The organism is Nocardioides yefusunii, from assembly GCF_004014875.1.
Taxonomy (GTDB): Bacteria; Actinomycetota; Actinomycetes; order Propionibacteriales; family Nocardioidaceae; genus Nocardioides; species Nocardioides yefusunii.
Genome location: NZ_CP034929.1, coordinates 1,092,263 through 1,108,470, shown reverse-complemented (window position 1 = coordinate 1,108,470; position 16,208 = coordinate 1,092,263). Strand labels below are relative to the sequence as shown.

The following is a 16,208-nucleotide window of genomic DNA, read 5'->3' as shown; positions in this document are numbered from 1 at the left end:
TCAGACGAGTCCGGCAGCAGCAGCCGCTGCGTCGACGTCAGCGTCCACCACGACGTCGACGAGAGGACCGAAGCCCTCCAGTGCGGTCGCGGTGTCCTTGAGGCCGTGACCGGTCACGGTGATGACGATGGTCTTGCCGGTGAAGTCCTCGCCGGCCTCGACGGCCTGCAGCAGGCCGGCGACACCGATCGCGGAAGCGGGCTCGACGAAGACGCCGTCCTTGGTCGCCAGCAGACGCTGGGCGGCCAGGATGTCCTCGTCCTCGATCGCCTTGAAGGAGCCACCGGACTCGTTCTTCGCGTTCATGGCGAGGTCCCAGGAGGCCGGGTTGCCGATGCGGATCGCGGTGGCCTTGGTCTCGGGGTTCTCGACCGGGGCGCCGTTGACGAGCGGGGCGGAACCAGCAGCCTGGAAGCCACGCATGACCGGACGCTTGGTGGAGCGGCCGAGCTTCTCGTACTCGGTGTAGCCCATCCAGTAGGCCGAGATGTTGCCGGCGTTGCCGACGGGCAGGAAGTGGTAGTCCGGGGCGTCGCCGAGGAAGTCGACGAGCTCGAACGACGCGGTCTTCTGACCCTGCAGGCGGTACGGGTTGACCGAGTTCACCAGCGCGACGGGGTACTTCTCCGACAGCTCACGCGCCATGCGGAGGCAGTCGTCGAAGTTGCCGCGGACCATGATGACCTGGCCGCCGTGCATGATCGCCTGAGCCATCTTGCCGGCAGCGATCTTGCCCTCGGGGACGAGGACGAGGGGCTTCACACCAGCCTTGGCCGCGTAGGCAGCCATGGAGGCGGAGGTGTTGCCGGTGGAGGCGCAGACGACAGCCTTCGCGCCCTCGTGCACGGCGACGGACAGGGCGGTGGTCATGCCGCGGTCCTTGAAGGAACCGGTGGGGTTGTTGCCCTCGACCTTGAGCCACACGTTGGCACCGGTGAGGCCCGAGAGCCAGCCGGAGTCGACGAGCGGGGTGCCGCCTTCACGCAGGGTCACCGCCGGGGTGCCCTCGGGGATGTCCAGGAGCTCGCGGTACTCCTCGATCACGCCTCGCCACTGCTGCGCAGTCATTCTGCTTCTCCTTCAACACGCATCACCGAGGTGACGTCGCGAACGTTGTCCATGCCCCGCAGTCGCTCCACGGTGGCACTGAGCTGGCCGTCGGTCGCCTGGTGGGACACGACGACGAGCTGTGCGTCGTCACCGCGTCCTTCCTGGCGGACGATCTTGATCGAGACGCCGTTGTCTGCGAATGCCTGGGCCACGGCGGCGAGCACGCCGGCGCGGTCCTCCACGTCGATGGCGACGTGGTAGCGGGTGACGGTCTCCGACATCGGTCGGACGGCACGGTCCGCGTAGGCCGACTCGCCGACACCGGTGGTGCCGGAGAGACGGTTGCGCAGGACGGTGACGAGGTCACCCAGAACGGCCGAGGCGGTCGGCGCACCGCCGGCACCCGGGCCGTAGAACATGAGCTGACCCGCGGCCTCGGACTCCACGAAGACGGCGTTGTAGGCGCCGCGAACGCTGGCCAGCGGGTGCTTGAGCGGAATCATCGCCGGGTGCACGCGCACCGAGACCTGCTCGTCGGAGAGCTCGGCGATCGCGAGCAGCTTGACGACAGAGCCCATCGCGGCAGCAGCGGAGGCGTCGAAGGCGGTGACCTTCGTGATGCCCTCGCAGTGCACGTCCTCGGCGTTGACGCGGGTGTGGAACGCCAGGGACGCGAGGATCGCGGCCTTGGCGGCAGCGTCGTGCCCCTCGACGTCGGCGGTCGGGTCGGCCTCGGCGTAACCGAGCTCCTGGGCCTCGGCCAGCGCGTCGGCGAAGTCGGCGCCGTGGGTGTCCATCTGGTCGAGGATGAAGTTGGTGGTGCCGTTGACGATGCCGAGCACGCGGGTGACGCGGTCACCGGCGAGGGACTCGCGCAGCGGGCGCAGGATCGGGATCGCACCCGCGACGGCGGCCTCGTAGTAGAGGTCACGACCGGCCTCGGCGGCGGCGGCGAACAGGGCCGGGCCGTCGGCGGCGACGAGCGCCTTGTTGGCGGTCACCACGGAGGCGCCGTTCTTGAGCGCCGACAGGATGAGCGTGCGGGCCGGCTCGATGCCGCCGATCAGCTCGATCACGACGTCGACGTCCTCACGGGCCACCAGCGCGTCGGCGTCGGTGGTGAGGAGGTGCTCGGGGATCTCGACGTCACGCTTGGAGTCGAGGTTGCGCACGGCGACGCCGGCGAGCTCGACGCGGGCACCGACGCGGGCAGCCAGGTCGTCGGCCTGCTCGGAGAGCAGACGCACCACCTGGGAACCGACGGAACCGGCGCCCAGCAGGGCCACCTTCAGGGTCTTGTCACTCATGATCTTCTCGCTCACTCCGCACCCATGTCAGTTGCCAACAGGTCTTCCTCGGTCTCACGGCGCACGATCACGCGCGAGGAACCGTCCCGCACCACGACCACAGGGGGTCGCAGGGCGTGGTTGTAGTTCGATGCCATGGACCGGCAGTACGCACCGGTCGCCGGCACCGCCAGCAGGTCCCCCGGACGGACGTCACCGGGCAGGAACTCGTCCTTGACCACGATGTCGCCGGCCTCGCAGTGCTTGCCCACGACGCGCGAGAGGCGCGCGGGGGCGTCGCTCGCACGCGATGCGAGCGTGCACGAGTAGTCCGCGTCGTAGAGCGCGGTACGGATGTTGTCGCTCATGCCGCCGTCGACGGAGACGTAGAGGCGGCTGGCGCCACCGTCGAGCACGACGTCCTTGACGGTGCCGACGGTGTAGACGGTGCAGGTGGACGGACCGACGATGGCGCGTCCGGGCTCGATCGAGAGACGCGGGGCGGTGATGCCGAGCGCCTTGCACTCGTGGGCGACGATCGCGCGCATGTTGTCGGCCAGCCACTGCGGAGTGGCCGGGGTGTCCTGGGTGGTGTAGGCGATGCCGAAGCCGCCGCCCAGGTCCATCTCGGGCATGACGACGCCGACCTCGGACGCCACCTGGGCGTGCAGGGCGAGCAGACGTCGGGCAGCGACCTCGAAACCAGCGGTGTCGAAGATCTGGCTACCGATGTGGGAGTGCAGACCCAGCAGGGTGACCTTGTCGGCCTTGGCCAGACGCTGGATCGCTTCGAGGGCAGCGCCGGACGCGATCGAGAAACCGAACTTCTGGTCCTCGTGCGCGGTGGCGATGAACTCGTGGGTGTGGGCCTCGACGCCTGCGGTGACGCGGATCATCACGCGGTAGGTGCCGGGCTCGGCGTCCTCGGCGAGAGCGATCACGCGGTCGATCTCGTCGAAGGAGTCCAGGACGATGCGGCCGACACCGAGCTCGCCGGCGCGAGCGAGCTGCTCGACGGTCTTGTTGTTGCCGTGGTAGCCGATCTTCGCCATGTCGAAGCCGGCCTTCTGGGCGACCAGGAGCTCGCCCGAGGAGCAGACGTCGAGGTTGAGACCGTCCTCCTTGAGCCACTGCGCGACCGCGATGCTCAGGAACGCCTTGCCGGCGTAGTAGACGTCGAAGTCGTCGAAGGCGTCACGGAAGGATCGCGCACGGGTACGGAAGTCGTCCTCGTCCATGAAGAACGCAGGGCTGCCGTGCTCGGCGACGAGGTCGGAGACCTTGACGCCGGCGATCTCCAGCTCGTTGTCGACCTTGCGGGTGTTGGTCGACCACAGCAGCGGCACCAGGGCGTTGACGTCCTCGGGCTGCGCCAGCCAGGCCGGACCCTTCAGCGCGCCGGAGGCGTGCGCCCAACCGGCGGCGTGGGTGGCGCTCACATGCGCTCCGGAGCGGTGACACCGAGCAGCGCGAGGCCGTTGGCCAGGACGGTGCGGGTGGCGTCGACCAGACGCAGACGGGCGGCGTTGAGCTCGGTCGGCTCCTCGTCGCCCTGCGGCAGGACGCGGCAGTGGTCGTAGAACTTGTGGTACGACGACGCGGTGTCCTCGAGGTAGCGGGCGACGCGGTGCGGCTCGCGCAGCTCGGCCGCGGTGGCCACGACGCGCGGGAACTCGGCCAGGGCGCGCAGCAGCTCGCCCTCCTTCTCGTGGACCAGCAGCTCGGGGTGCGAGGCCGGCTCGAGGCCCAGGTCGGCAGCGTTGCGCAGGATCGAGGAGACGCGTGCGTGGGCGTACTGGACGTAGAAGACCGGGTTGTCGCTGGACTGCTTGGTCACCTGGGCGACGTCGAGGACCAGCGGGGAGTCGGCGGGGTAACGGGCCAGCGTGTAACGCAGGGCGTCGACGCCGATCTCGTCGGTGAGCTCCTGCAGGGTGACGATCGTGCCGGCACGCTTGGAGAGCTTCATCTCCTCGCCGTTCTTCATGATCTTCACCAGCTGCCCGATGAGGACCTCGATGTTCTTCTCGGGGTCGTCGCCGGCGCAGGCAGCCATCGCCTTGAGACGGCCCACGTAGCCGTGGTGGTCGGCGCCGAGCAGGTAGACGCAGCGGTCGTAACCGCGCTCGCGCTTGTTGAGGTAGTACGCGGTGTCGGAGGCGAAGTAGGTCAGCTCACCGTTGGAACGGATGAGGACGCGGTCCTTGTCGTCACCGAACGTGGTGGTGCGCATCCAGACGGCGCCGCCGTCCTCGAAGATGTGGCCCTGCTCCTTGAGGTCGCGCAGGGTGTCGGCGACCGAGGAGTCCTCGTGCAGCTCGCGCTCGGAGAACCAGGTGTCGAAGGTGGTGTGGAAGATCTCGAGCTGCTGCTGCTGCTCGGCGAGCTGGATCGCGTAGCCGGCCTCACGGAACGCCAGGAGACGCTCGTCGGTGGGCTCGGTGGGGAGGTCGAGGATGCCGGGGTTCTCGGCGAGAACGCGCTCGGCCAGACCCTTGACGTAGCCGCCCTTGTAACCGCCCTCGGGGACCTCTTCGCCCAGCGCGACGGCCAGGATCGAGGCACCGAAGAGGTTCATCTGGTTGCCGCGGTCGTTGATGTAGAACTCGCGGTCGACGTCGGCGCCGGCAGCGTCGAGCACACGCGAGAGGGCGTCGCCGACGGCGGCCCAACGGGTGTGGCCCAGGTGCAGCGGACCGGTGGGGTTGGCGGAGATGAACTCGACGTTGATCTTCTCGCCGGCCAGCGCGTCGTTGCGGCCGTAGGCGGCACCGGCCTCGACGATCTCGTCGGCCAGCTTGCCCTGCGCACCTGCCTCGACGGAGATGTTGAGGAAGCCGGGGCCAGCGATCTCGACGCCGGAGATGCCTTCGGCCTGCTCGAGGCCGGCCTTGACGAGCTCGGCGAGCGCGCGGGGGTTGGTGCCAGCCTTCTTCGACAGCTGGAGCGCAACGTTGGTGGCGTAGTCGCCGTGTCCCTTCTGACGGGGACGCTCGACCGTCACCTCCGCAGGAACGCCGTCGGGCAGGTTCAGCGCACCCTCGGCAACGAGGCCATTGAGTACGTCGACGATCACGGTGGAGAGATGCTCGGGGGTCACCCCGCCAGCCTATCCGCGTCCTGACCTGCACCTCACATCGGTTTCAGTCCGTGCGCAGGTCACCCCCGTTCGGGGTGACGCGCACCACTCGATCCGCGACTCGCCGTGTGGGGTGGTTTCACACCCCGGCCGCGAGACCGGTATGTTCCTACCAGCACGCCCCCGTAGCTCAGGGGATAGAGCACCGCCCTCCGGAGGCGGGAGCGCAGGTTCGAATCCTGCCGGGGGTGCTGAGGATGGATTCATCAGATCCACCACGACGAGGTCCCTCGGTCAACAGACCGAGGGACCTCGCTCATTTCGTGCCATGCCAAGGCCCTTCACCAGTCACATGCGCCAGGCACGACGTTCTCGACAGCGGCGAAGGCTTTTCGGGTACGACTCAGCGCCCTGACGTTCGTGGTCCTGGGCGCTGCGGGGGTTCTGTTGGGTTCCGAAGGCCGAGTGACGCTGGGCCGCTCTGGGCACTTGCTTGCCTGGGCCTGGCAGCCGCAACTCCATGACGGACATGGTGCGGCGCAGCGATCGCCCTCGCAGGAGTTCTCAGCCCCGACGACGCTTGAACAGTCCGAGGCAGGCGCTTCGGGCCTCAGCCCCCAGAAACGACTTCCCCTCCGTGCAAGTCAGCGGATTCGGCAAATGCGCCGGCCTGGTCGGCGGCCTGCCCGGTTCAGGGGCGGCACACCCGAGGGTGGACCCGGATCACTGGGGATCCGGCGCGCATCGCCTCGCCGCACTCCACGCACTGCATGACGCCTGAACCGAGGTCGCGCAGGCGTGCCCCTTCAGGGGTTTCCACGACGGTGTCGTCGCGGTGGGATGCCTGGGCCGCCGGGGCCTGAACGGGCTGCGGGGTCTGCTCGGGGACAGGCTGCGAAGCGGCGGCGTTGTCGAAGCCGGCCGGGCGAGGGCCCGGAACGCGCCGGGGAAGCGCGGCGGGGGTGCTCATGGGGGGGTGCTCCTGTGGTTCAGCAAGTGGTGGGACGGTCGATGGCCAGTCGCTCTTCGAGATGCGCGTTGTAGGCCTCTGCCTCACGCACCCCGATGCAGTGTTCCGTCGGTTCCCCACCCCAAGAGGGCCGCAGCCAGCGGCAGTCACAGGGGCAGGTCGCGGGTGTGCCCCGGGAAAGTGAGCGGACAGATCGGCTGCGAGCTCCTCGGCCGCCGCACGCTTGCGCGGGGCTGTTGCACGATGGGGTCACATTAACCGGTGCATGCAGCAGTCCCCGCCCCCGCGGGCCATCCGGTCTCTTCGCCGACAGCGACGCCGCGTGCACCAACACCGTCGTGACACGTTCAAGGGCGAGTCCAGGCACGCCGATTGACTGAGCGCAAGACTTCGATGGTCACAGCCCCAGAAACGGCTTCCCCCGTCCAGATCAGAGGATTTCGCGAATGCACCGCTGAGAATGGATTCATCAGATCCACCACGACGAGGTCCCTCGGTCAGCAGACCGAGGGACCTCGTTCATTTGGTGCCTCGTGACAGCAAGCGTTGGGGACCAGATCGGAGCCACACCCTCGCATACCGCAATCCTTGGGGAGGGCGGCATCACGACACGACGAACGACCGGGGAATCAGTCCCCTCTCAACCTCTTGACTGGAATGCGCTCCCCAGAAACTCAATTTCAGGAAGGATCCTTCCAGTGCCCCGGCATCTCGCCCAGGCAGGACGGAGAAATCCCATGGACCCCCACATCCGCGCCGAAGAAGCGCTCTTCGAACACTTCGAACCCCTCCTCGACTCGCGCTTGGACGGTTTCCGCGAGGAAGTCGGTTACGCCTCCTTCAGCGGCGTTGCCGGCCCTTCCTACATTTCGTTTGCGTTCGAGGACCCGACCTTGGCACCGGAGCAGAGCGCCGAGAACCTCTTGGAACTGTCCGCACGCGTGATCCTCTTCTCCGAGGAGTCGTTCCCCGCCGCCGCGGCAGTAGCCGAGCAACTGTCGGGACACCCTGCCCTGTCCTCCGGGACGGCAGTCAAGCGCCTCATCCGCGACCCCGACACGGGCCAGCACTCCTACTGCAACATCGAACTCGAAGCCACGCTCGCTTCCGGGACGCTCGCCACCCTCCTCGACCTGGCTGACGAGGTGAACCAGATCGGCCTGCTCCTGCAAGAAGCGCGCAGGGAGATCACCCCGGCCATCTGAGGCAACGAAGGCCAGACAAGGCGCGGCGAACAGCGACAGCACCGGTGACCACACCCATGTTGTGGTCACCGGTGCTGTGTCCATGAGGGGTCAGCGCTTGGCCTTGGCCAACGCCTTGCGTGCCTTCGCCAGGGCCTTGCGCTCCTTGCCCAGCGTCTTGCTGGCCTTGGTCACTGCCTTCTTCGCCGCCTTCAGGCTCGCGGAGAGAGCAGCCTGCTCCTTGACCGCGATGTCGACCCGGCTCACGGCCAGGCCCAGGTCACGGATCACAGGACCGTGGAGGGTCTCGATCGAGTCGATCGTCTGCTGCGCCTCGCGACGACGCTGCTCGTTCGCAGTGAGCGAGGCAGACGCCGCAGCCAGTCGTGCTTCTGCGGCTCGCAGGCGCGCACCGATCGCGTCGTAGGCCGACTGCGCCTTCTGCTGGTCGTTGCGCGCGGTGGCCAGCCTGCGCTCGGCCGCAGCCACCTTCGTGGTGGCGGCGTTGAGCGAGCTGGTTGACGCGGCAAGGGCGTTCTGGGCGTTGGTGAGGCTGGCGGTCGCAGCAGTGAGATCGTTCCCCGCCGTGGCCCGGGCCGACTTCGCGTTGTTCAGCTTCGTGGTGGCCGCGTTGAGGGCGGTGATCTTGGGCTGGTTGGCAGACTCCACCGACTTGCGGGACGTCACCGCCGCGTCGTACTTGGCCTTCGCGGCGTCGTACTTGGTCTTGGCGGCGTCACGCTTCTTCTTGGCGGCGGCCTTGTCGGCGACCCACGTGTTGTAGGCGTTGCAGACGCTCTTGGCCTGTCCGCTCTTCGGGGTGCACTTGCCCGAGGCGATCGTGTACTTGGCGGTGGTGGCGAAGGTCTTGGCCGTCAGCTTGTCGTAGGCGTCCCGCGCCGCGACGTACGCGGACTTCGTCGAGTCGTAGGGCGTCTTGAGCTTGGCCTCGGCCGCCTTGGCAGTGGCGATCGCAGTCGTCGCAGCAGCCGCCGGCGCCTTCGCCGCGTCCACCGCGGCCTGGGCGTCCTTGACGACCTTGTCGGCTCGCTCGACGTCGGTCTTCCGGATCGTGACCAACGCCTGGGCCACCGGCACTGCCGCCTGCTTCTGGTCGCGCGCGGTCACTGCCGTGCTCTGCGCAGCCTTGGCCTTGGCGACCTCGTCGGCGGCCACGGCCACGCCGTACTTGGCGAGGTTGAGGTCCTGGGTGGCTGTACTCACCGGTGCCACCAGAGAGTCCCGGGTGCGAGTCTCGGCCGCAACCGTCTGCTCCAGGCCGCCGCTGCGTCCCGACGTCTCCGTGAACACCCGCAGTGCCGTGGCGTAGCGGTCGGCGTCGGGCCCGAACTGGGCCTTCAACCGGGCCAGGTCGGCGCGGGACAGGGTGACGAGGTCATTGGCCGAGGCCACCTGCACCTTCAGTCGCGCGACACGTTGGGTTGCCTTGGTGTGCTTCTTCTTGGCCGTGGCCACACGCTTCTTGGCGGCCTTGACCTTCTTGCTCTTCGCCTTCACCGTGCTCGGCGTCTTCGCTCCGGCGACGCTCGTCGCGTCGTTCGCGACGACGCTCGACGAGGCCTGGCTCGCCGCCGACGGCACTGCTTGGGCCGGCGCCCCCAGCGTGCTCGCCGCCAGCACTGCTGCCACCACTGATCCGACGGCCTTGACGTACAACTTCACTTTTCCGACTCCTCCCGAGGGGAGAGACCTGAGGCCTCTCCGTGCCGTGTCCCCGTGGCACGGCGGCGTCACCCTGACGAAGAGATGCCGTGGCACAGGCCACGTCCCGACGCCTGGGACGGCCTCGGCGACGGCTGCGGTGTGATCCCCTCGCCCACAGCCGCCAGAGAAAAGCGCTGTGGCCACCGCATCCCCCATTTGAATGAGGAGACGGTGGCCACGGAGGCGAAGCAGAGGTGAAGCTGCAGCGAGGGATCAGCGACCCGTCAGGATCAGGTCGGCCTTCTCGCCCGGCCAGCAGTTGATGCCGCCAGCGGGCACCGGCTGGGCTGCCTCGACCATCTTGTCGAAGGTGTCGAAGCAGCGGGAGACGAGGATGTTGGGGTCCTTCGAGATCGACGCCGACAGCGCCTTGTTCGCGCGGGCCTGGGCGGCGTTGGTCTGCTCGGCCTGCAGCGCGACCTGGGTGCGAGCGATCTCGGCCTGGAACTCGTTGATCTTCTTCTGGGTGGTCTCCGACAGCTTCACCTGGGAGATGGTGGCGAACTCGACGCCGACGTAGCCGCCGGACTCCGCGACGCGGGCCCGCATCGAGTCGGTGACCTGCTTGGACAGTGCGTCGAGGTCGGGGGTGAAGTTGACCATCGACGCCTTCGTCGGGTCGACGGCCTGGATGCCCTCGGTGGGGTTGTAGGAACCCAGCACCTGGTTGATCGCGTTCTTGTAGACCGTCTCCACCAGGGACTCGCGCACCGTCTCGTTGACGTCGTCGCTGCGGTAGTCGGCGTAGATCTGGTCGGCCTTGTCCCCCACGATCGACCAGCGGATGGCGGTCTCGACCTGGGCGGTCGTGCCGTCACCGATGCGGACCTCGATGGCGCCCTCACCCTCGTACTTGTTGGTGATCTTCGTGCCGTCGAGCTCGGTCACCTTCTGCCACGGCGCCTTCCAGTGGAAACCGGCGTCGAGCGAGGCGACCGGCTTGCCGAAGGAGGTGAGCACACCGACGTTCTTGGCCTGGATCACGGTGAAGCAGGACGAACCGACCATGAACCCGCCCACGACGAGGGCTGCCACGAAGGCGAGCAGACGGGTCGCGCCCGACGAGGCCAGACCGACGAAGAGACCGATGAGGAGCACTGCGGCTCCGACGATGAAAGTGAACACGGACACATTCAACCTTGTGGGCGGACTGTGCACGACCGGTACCCGATGAGCGGACTGCGGCGCCGACGTCCGCCGTCGTGCTCAGCAGTTGGCCAACGACGCGTCCTGCCCAGCAGCGGCACCCCAGCGTCGGGCCGTGGCGGTGTCAGGGAAGACCACGCTCGCCGGGCCCGCGAACCCCGCCGTCCCGGGAACGACGCACGTGGTGATCTTCGCGGCGTCCACCTGTGCGACCGCCTGGGCGATCCGGAAGATCTCCGTCGCAGGCACGTCGGTGGAGGTGTGCTTGAGCACCGCGAACGCGCCGCGCTCGATGAAACCGGGGCGGCGACGCTTCTCCACGATCGCGGCGTGGATCCCGCGCATCACTCGCTGCTGGTTTGCCGAACGTCCGAAGTCGCCGTCGCGGAGTCCCTTGCGGATCCGGGCGTAGTTCATGGCGCCGTAGCGCCCCAGTTCTATCTTTCCTGCCGCGTAGCCCTCGGGGCGCAGGTGAGGATCGGAGAAGGCGTAGGGGTTGTCGACGGTGATCCGCCCCACCGCGCCGAGCATCTGCTCGAATCCCTCGAAACGGGTCACGACGACGTAGTCGGGCTCGATCCCCAGCAGGTCCCCCATCACCGAGGCCTGCAGTTGCGGCCCGCCCACGGTCATCGCGTCGTTGATCCGACGCTGCCCCGCACCGGGGACCTGCACCCAGGAGTCACGAGGGATGCCGAACGCCACAGCAGACCCGGTCTTCGTGTTGAGACCGACCAGTTGCAGGGCGTCACCGCGCGTGGCGGTCATGTCCTCCCACGGACGCGCGTCCGACCCGATCGCGGCGATCCAGATGACGTCCGGGGTGAGGTCCACCGCCTGGGAACGGTCGACGGCCACCAGCACCGCCTCGGTCGGTGCCTGCTGCGCGTCGGGAACGACCAACGCGGTCACGCCCAGGACGAGCGCGAGGCTCGTCGCCCGTAGTCCGGCGCGCAGGCGTCGGCGGCGTGCTTCACGTGCCTTCACCAGCCACCTCGCACCAGGTCGTGTCCGAAGATCTTCCAGCCGCCCGCGGTCGGGGTCAGCATCACGCGTCCACGCAGCGCCACCTTGCGGGTGCTGCCGTCGTCCACCGTCGTCGGAGTGACGTCGAACGACAACGCGACCCGGGCGGTCGCCCCGAGCGGACTCCCCTGCTGGGCGAGGAGATCGACCGTGACGTCACGACGCGCCACCCGGACCGCGCTCACTCGTTCAGCATGACCGGCTGCGCTGGTCGCCGAGGCGTCTGCCTCAGCGCTGCGTGCCGCCTCGGGAGTGAACGCACCCCAGACGTCGGAAACGGTCCGCGGCCACGGCCCCGCCACCCACGCCTGCTCGATCCAACCGTCCGCCACTGCACCGACCTCGGCGACCACCGATTCCTGACGCGCAGCGGGGAGGTAGCCCTCGAGCTTGCCGACACGCACCTGCAGGGCGACGTCGACCGGTTCGGTGGCCTGCGTCGGAGCGGCGAGGCTCGACGTGCTCACCTCCCCCACCCGTGGCTCACTCCCGGCCGAACAGCCCGCCACCGCAGCCACCGTCACCGGCACCAGCGCCAGGAACGACGTGACGAGCGCGCACCGTCGGCGGCGCGAGACGTTTCTGGGCACCGGGCCTCCTGCGTCGTCGGGGGTGACCGCCAGGGCGGCCTTCGTTGTGGCGTGAACGTGGTCGAGGGCACGTCCCACAGTGCAGATTGCACCGGGGGCGCGTCCCTGACCACGTGTGACTCACCACAGAGTGCCCCAAAGTCCGACCTCGCCCCTGCATTTGAAGGACGGGGGGACTAGCCTTGACCGCGACTCCTTTCAGTTTCCAGCGCGCATACCCCGGAAGAGGCGAACCAAGCCGTGCCGCAGTCCCCCAGCACCAACCAGACCGGTCCTGACGAGTTCGGCGAGAACGCTCAGCTCGTGCACGACATGTACAAGCAGTTCAAGCAGGACCCCACGAGCATCGACGAGGCCTGGGCCACGTACTTCCGTGAGCGTGACGCGGCGGGTCTCCCCGCCCCTGCCGCTCCGGTCGCGAAGACGAACCCCGCTCCGGTGGCCACCCCCCGCCCCGCTGCTGTCGCCGCCGAGCCCGCCCGTGGTGCCGGCGCGACCTCCGTCGCCAAGGACCCCGCTCCTGCCGCGAAGGCAGAGGCCAGCGCCGAGCCGACCTACACCACGCTGCGCGGCATCCCCGCCGCCACCGCGAAGAACATGGACATCTCCCTGTCCGTGCCGACCGCCACCTCGGTCCGCAACGTTCCGGTGAAGCTGCTGTGGGACAACCGCACGGTCATCAACAACCACCTCAAGCGCGCCCGCGGCGGCAAGGTGTCCTTCACCCACCTCATCGGATACGCGATCATCCGCGCCGTCCGTGAGTTCCCGGCGATGAACAACACCTACGACGAGGTCAACGGCAAGCCGACCCTCGTCACCCCGGCGCACGTCAACTTCGGTCTGGCCATCGACCAGACCAAGGCTGACGGCACCCGCCAGCTCGTGGCCCCGTCCATCAAGGCCACGGAGTCCATGGACTTCGCCGGCTTCTGGACCGCCTACGAGGAGATCGTCAAGAAGGCCCGCGACAACAAGCTGGGCATGGACGACTACGCGGGCACCACCATCTCGCTGACCAACGTCGGCGGTCTGGGCACCTCGCACTCCGTCCCGCGTCTCATGAAGGGCCAGGCCGCCATCTTCGGCGTCGGCTCCATGGAGTACCCGCCGGAGTTCCAGGGCGCTTCCGAGGACACCCTGACCCGCAACGCGGTCAGCAAGATCATGACGATCACCTCGACCTACGACCACCGCGTCATCCAGGGTGCCCAGTCGGGCGAGTTCCTGCGTCGCGTGCACCAGCTGCTGCAGGGCCAGGACGGCTTCTACGACGAGATCTTCGCGTCGCTGCGCATCCCGTACCAGCCCATCCGCTGGAACAACGACATCGCGGTCTCGCACGACGAGGACATCTCCAAGCAGGCCCGCGTCCTCGAGCTGATCCACGCCTACCGCGTGCGCGGTCACCTGATGGCCGACACCGACCCGCTCGAGTACCAGCAGCGCACCCACCCCGACCTCGAGATCGAGAACCACGGCCTCACGCTGTGGGACCTCGACCGCGAGTTCGCCACGGGCAAGTTCGGTCCCTCGGACCGCCGCTTCATGAAGCTGCGCGACATCCTCGGCATCCTGCGCGACTCCTACTGCCGTTCCATCGGCGTCGAGTACATGCACATCATGGACCCCGAGCAGCGTCGTTGGATCCAGGAGCGCCTCGAGGTGCCGATGGAGAAGACCCCGCGCGAGGAGCAGCTGCGCATCCTGCTCAAGCTGAACCAGGCCGAGGCGTTCGAGACCTTCCTGCAGACGAAGTTCGTCGGCCAGAAGCGCTTCTCCCTCGAGGGTGGCGAGACCACCATCCCGCTCGTCGACGAGATCTGCGAGGCCGCTGCTGAGGCGTCCCTCTCCGAGGTCGCGATCGGTATGGCCCACCGTGGTCGCCTGAACGTCCTTGCCAACATCGTCGGCAAGTCGTACTCGCAGATCTTCCGCGAGTTCGAGGGCAACATCGACCCGCGCACCGTCCAGGGCTCGGGCGACGTCAAGTACCACCTCGGTGCCGAGGGCGAGTTCGTCGCCGGCTCCGGCGACAAGATCAACGTCTCCGTCGCCGCGAACCCGTCGCACCTCGAGGCTGTCGACCCGGTTCTCGAGGGCATCGCCCGCGCGAAGCAGGACGTCCTCGACCGTGGCTCCGAGTTCTACCCGGTCCTCCCGGTCCTCATCCACGGTGACGCCGCGTTCGCCGGTCAGGGTGTCGTGGCCGAGACCCTGAACCTGTCGCAGCTGCGTGGATACCGCACCGGCGGTACCGTCCACGTCGTCGTGAACAACCAGGTCGGTTTCACCACCTCCCCCGGTTCCTCGCGCTCGTCGCTGTACTGCACCGACGTGGCCCGCATGGTCCAGGCTCCGGTCTTCCACGTGAACGGCGACGACCCGGAGGCCTGCATCCGCGTGGCCCGCCTGGCGTTCGAGTTCCGTCAGCGGTTCAACAAGGACGTCGTCATCGACCTCGTCTGCTACCGCCGCCGTGGCCACAACGAGGGTGACGACCCGTCGTACACCCAGCCCCTCATGTACGACCTCATCGAGCAGAAGCGCTCCGTGCGCAAGCTGTACACCGAGTCCCTCATCGGCCGTGGCGACATCACGGTCGAGGAGGCCGAGGAGGTCCTGCGCAACTACCAGCAGCAGCTGGAGCGCGTCTTCACCGAGGTTCGCGAGGCCACCTCGCAGCCGTCGGAGTGGACCACCGTCCCGGACTACCCGGAGAAGTCGGTCTCCAACGCCGCGACCGCCACCACCCCGGCCGTCATGCAGCGCATCTCCGAGGCGTACTCGACCCCGCCGGAGGGCTTCACCGTCCACCAGAAGGTCAAGCCGCAGCTGGACCGCCGCGCCAAGGCCATCCTCGAGGGCCCCATCGACTGGGGAACCGGTGAGATCCTCGCCTTCGGTTCGCTCCTCATGGAGGGGCGACCCGTGCGTCTCGCCGGTCAGGACTCGCGTCGCGGCACCTTCGTGCAGCGTTTCGCCACCCTGATCGACCGGAAGAACGCCGACGAGTGGACGCCGCTGACCACCCTCAGCGACGACCAGGCGAAGTTCTACGTCTACGACTCCCTCCTGAGCGAGTACGCCGCCCTCGGCTTCGAGTACGGTTACTCCGTCGCCCGCCCGGACGCTCTCGTCCTGTGGGAGGCCCAGTTCGGTGACTTCGTCAACGGCGCCCAGACCGTCATCGACGAGTTCATCTCCTCGTCGCAGACCAAGTGGCGTCAGCAGTCCGGCGTCGTCCTCCTCCTGCCGCACGGCTACGAGGGTCAGGGACCGGACCACTCCTCCGCCCGCATCGAGCGCTTCCTGCAGCTTGCCGGTGACGACGCCATGGTCGTGGCTCAGCCCTCGACCCCGGCCTCGCACTTCCACCTGCTGCGTCAGCACGCTCTCGGCGACGAGCACCGCCCGCTGGTGATCTTCGCGCCGAAGTCGATGCTGAAGCGCAAGGAGGCTGCTTCGCAGCCGGAGGACTTCACCACCGGTACCTTCCGTCCGTTCATCGGTGACGACGCCGCCGACGCCAGCAAGGTCGAGACCCTGCTGCTGTGCTCGGGTCGCGTCACCTGGGACCTGGTCGTCGAGCGCACCAAGCGTGAGAACGGCGAGACCTTCGCCATCGGTCGCGCCGAGCAGCTCTACCCGGAGCCGACCGAGCTCATCAAGGCCGAGCTCGCGAAGTACCCGAACCTCAAGACCGTTCGCTGGGTCCAGGACGAGCCGAAGAACATGGGCCCGTGGCCCCACTTCGCCCTCAACGTCTGGTCCGAGCTCGGTGTCGAGGTCGAGCCGGTCACCCGTGCCGCTTCGTCGTCGCCGTCCGTCGGCACCCTGAAGCGTCACGTGGCCGAGCAGAAGGTCCTCATGGACCAGGCTTTCGCTGCTCACAACGCCTGACACGCACGACAGATCCACAGGAAGGACGTCTGATGTACTACACCGATCGCGGCATCGAGGAACTCGAGAAGCGTCGGGGTGACGAGGAAGTCACGCTCGCGTGGCTCGCCGACCGTCTCCAGGAGTTCACCGACATTCACCCTGAGTTCGAGGTCGCCGTCGAGCGTCTGGCCACCTGGCTGGCGCGCGAGGACGACCCGGAGGACTGAGCACGGAGTCGCATCAGGGCCCCGACACCGCACGGTGTCG

12 protein-coding genes and 1 tRNA gene are annotated in these 16,208 nt (G+C 68.0%); 4 read left to right on the top strand and 9 right to left on the bottom strand.

Annotated elements, in window-relative coordinates:
• The 4 genes from thrC to argS are packed head-to-tail and all read right to left on the bottom strand — an operon-like array spanning window position 1 to window position 5,436.
• A complete protein-coding gene (thrC, locus tag EOV43_RS04910) occupies window positions 1-1,068 on the bottom strand; it encodes a threonine synthase (protein WP_128219939.1) in 1,068 nt (355 codons plus the stop codon).
• Complete coding sequence (locus EOV43_RS04905; protein ID WP_128219938.1) at window positions 1,065-2,357, bottom strand: homoserine dehydrogenase; 1,293 nt, start codon at window positions 2,355-2,357, stop codon at window positions 1,065-1,067. The genes thrC and EOV43_RS04905 overlap by 4 nt, the downstream gene beginning before the upstream one ends.
• 11 nt (window positions 2,358-2,368) lie before the next feature.
• On the bottom strand, window positions 2,369-3,775 hold the full coding sequence (lysA, locus tag EOV43_RS04900; RefSeq protein WP_206611395.1) for a diaminopimelate decarboxylase: 1,407 nt from the start codon (window positions 3,773-3,775) through the stop codon (window positions 2,369-2,371).
• Complete coding sequence (argS, locus tag EOV43_RS04895) at window positions 3,772-5,436, bottom strand: arginine--tRNA ligase (RefSeq protein WP_128219937.1); 1,665 nt, start codon at window positions 5,434-5,436, stop codon at window positions 3,772-3,774. Before argS ends, lysA begins: the two co-directional genes overlap by 4 nt.
• A 158-nt stretch (window positions 5,437-5,594) precedes the next feature.
• Here argS and EOV43_RS04890 point away from each other — a divergent pair.
• Window positions 5,595-5,666 (top strand) — tRNA-Arg (locus tag EOV43_RS04890).
• A 440-nt stretch (window positions 5,667-6,106) separates the two neighbouring features.
• Here EOV43_RS04890 and EOV43_RS04885 read toward each other — a convergent pair.
• Complete coding sequence (locus tag EOV43_RS04885; RefSeq protein WP_128219936.1) at window positions 6,107-6,385, bottom strand: hypothetical protein; 279 nt, start codon at window positions 6,383-6,385, stop codon at window positions 6,107-6,109.
• 737 nt (window positions 6,386-7,122) lie between these two features.
• Here EOV43_RS04885 and EOV43_RS04880 point away from each other — a divergent pair.
• Window positions 7,123-7,590: a hypothetical protein gene (locus tag EOV43_RS04880; RefSeq protein ID WP_128219935.1), complete on the top strand. Its 468-nt coding sequence runs from the start codon at window positions 7,123-7,125 to the stop codon at window positions 7,588-7,590.
• Window positions 7,591-7,680: 90 nt separating this feature from the next.
• Here the strand turns inward: EOV43_RS04880 and EOV43_RS04875 are convergent, their stop codons facing one another.
• The 4 genes from EOV43_RS04875 to EOV43_RS04860 all read right to left on the bottom strand — a co-directional run bounded on the left by EOV43_RS04875 (window position 7,681) and on the right by EOV43_RS04860 (window position 12,056).
• A complete protein-coding gene (locus EOV43_RS04875; RefSeq protein ID WP_128219934.1) occupies window positions 7,681-9,252 on the bottom strand; it encodes a hypothetical protein in 1,572 nt (523 codons plus the stop codon).
• 255 nt (window positions 9,253-9,507) lie between these two features.
• Window positions 9,508-10,419 (bottom strand): SPFH domain-containing protein, encoded by a 912-nt coding sequence (locus EOV43_RS04870; RefSeq protein ID WP_128219933.1) that lies wholly within the window; start codon window positions 10,417-10,419, stop codon window positions 9,508-9,510.
• Between the two features lie 81 nt (window positions 10,420-10,500).
• Window positions 10,501-11,427, bottom strand: a complete 927-nt coding sequence (locus tag EOV43_RS04865; protein ID WP_239022238.1) for an LCP family protein — start codon at window positions 11,425-11,427, stop codon at window positions 10,501-10,503.
• Window positions 11,424-12,056: a hypothetical protein gene (locus EOV43_RS04860; RefSeq protein WP_128219932.1), complete on the bottom strand. Its 633-nt coding sequence runs from the start codon at window positions 12,054-12,056 to the stop codon at window positions 11,424-11,426. Before EOV43_RS04860 ends, EOV43_RS04865 begins: the two co-directional genes overlap by 4 nt.
• A 240-nt stretch (window positions 12,057-12,296) precedes the next feature.
• On the opposite strand from EOV43_RS04860, the gene EOV43_RS04855 reads away from it, so the two are divergent.
• Window positions 12,297-15,959 carry a multifunctional oxoglutarate decarboxylase/oxoglutarate dehydrogenase thiamine pyrophosphate-binding subunit/dihydrolipoyllysine-residue succinyltransferase subunit gene (locus EOV43_RS04855; RefSeq protein WP_128219931.1) on the top strand — a complete coding sequence of 1,221 codons (3,663 nt, stop codon included), beginning with the start codon at window positions 12,297-12,299 and terminating at the stop codon, window positions 15,957-15,959.
• A gap of 32 nt (window positions 15,960-15,991) precedes the next feature.
• Complete coding sequence (locus EOV43_RS15345; protein ID WP_164878726.1) at window positions 15,992-16,168, top strand: DUF6104 family protein; 177 nt, start codon at window positions 15,992-15,994, stop codon at window positions 16,166-16,168.
• Window positions 16,169-16,208: the final 40 nt, after the last annotated feature.